The 1,024-nt window shown below is 69.2% G+C and carries 2 protein-coding genes; both read left to right on the top strand.

The annotated features are described in order from the left end of the window. Positions 1-168, top strand: a 168-nt coding sequence (locus tag ACMZ42_RS27340) for an effector-associated domain 2-containing protein (protein WP_415733475.1), incomplete at its 5' end; no start/stop codon positions are given. Then, positions 165-1,024, top strand: an 860-nt coding sequence (locus ACMZ42_RS27335; protein WP_415733474.1) for an effector-associated domain 2-containing protein, incomplete at its 3' end; no start/stop codon positions are given. The genes ACMZ42_RS27340 and ACMZ42_RS27335, both read left to right, overlap by 4 nt.

Below are 1,024 nucleotides of genomic sequence, written 5' to 3'. Positions count from 1 at the left end.
GCCTACCGGGCACACCCGCGTGATCACCTGGTGGAGATCGTCGAACGGTGCCGTTCGCATCGCGACGCGCAGGCCGCCTTGGTCGCGTTTCGTGACACGGTCACCGCATTACGTCCCGATGATGCGGCCACGGCCGATCTGCGCGCGCTGATCGGAGATGCAGAGTGACGCAGGGCGGAGGTGCGGCGGCATCGCCCGGCTGGAGCGCACTGGACGTCGACCGCCTCTGCCTGGGGCTGGGTGCGTTCTTCGATCTGCACGACCCGCAGTTCCTCCTGCAGGTCCGGTTCGCGATGGGGAAGCGGCTGGGCGAGGGGAACGGCCCATTCCCGGTCGCCGTTCTAGCAGATCCGCGCAGCCAAATCATGGCGCTGGTGCAGTCGATGGACCGAAGCCGGGATCCCGAGCGGGCGTTGCGGGCGCTCGCGGACACGTTGCGCTTCCTACGCGGCGACGAAGCCGCCATGGTCACGCTGGACGAGTTGGTCGAGGAACTGGCCCCGGCGGGCCGCCTTCCCGGTTCGCGGCTTCGGGCGGTCATCTCCGACCTCCACACGATGAAGGCCACGGTGCCGCTGTCAGCAGCGAGCGATGCGCTGGAGCGGGCTCTGCTGCCGAACGAGCCGTCCGGCCTGAGAGGCGGCGAGACCGTGCCGGTGATTGTGCGGCGGCTCAATGACGTGCGGGAGAACGGCGCCGGTGGCGAGGTCGGTGCACGGGGGCCTCTGGTCCTGCGATTTCTTGCCGAGCTGGCCGCGGCCCTACCCGAGGAGGCGGCCACACTGCTGTACAGCCATGTCGTGTTGGCAGTCCACGAGCTGGGGCTTCCACCGCAGGTACGCTCAGCGCTGATCGGACGCGCGACCTCGATGCCCGGTCCGGCAGCAGGCCGCCGATTGCTCCAGATCCGGCTGAGTGAGACCGCGCCAGGGCAGCAGAAGTACGAGGTGGACGGCACGCTGTTCGACTGGACGGACACCGGTCTGCGCAGGCCGCGCAAGAGGGAGGCCGCACAGCCCTACTC

The organism is Lysinibacillus sp. NPDC056185 (assembly GCF_047737915.1).
Taxonomy (GTDB): Bacteria; Bacillota; Bacilli; order Bacillales_A; family Planococcaceae; genus Lysinibacillus.
The sequence above is the reverse complement of the archived record's forward strand: the minus strand, read 5'-3'. Positions and strand labels throughout refer to the sequence as shown.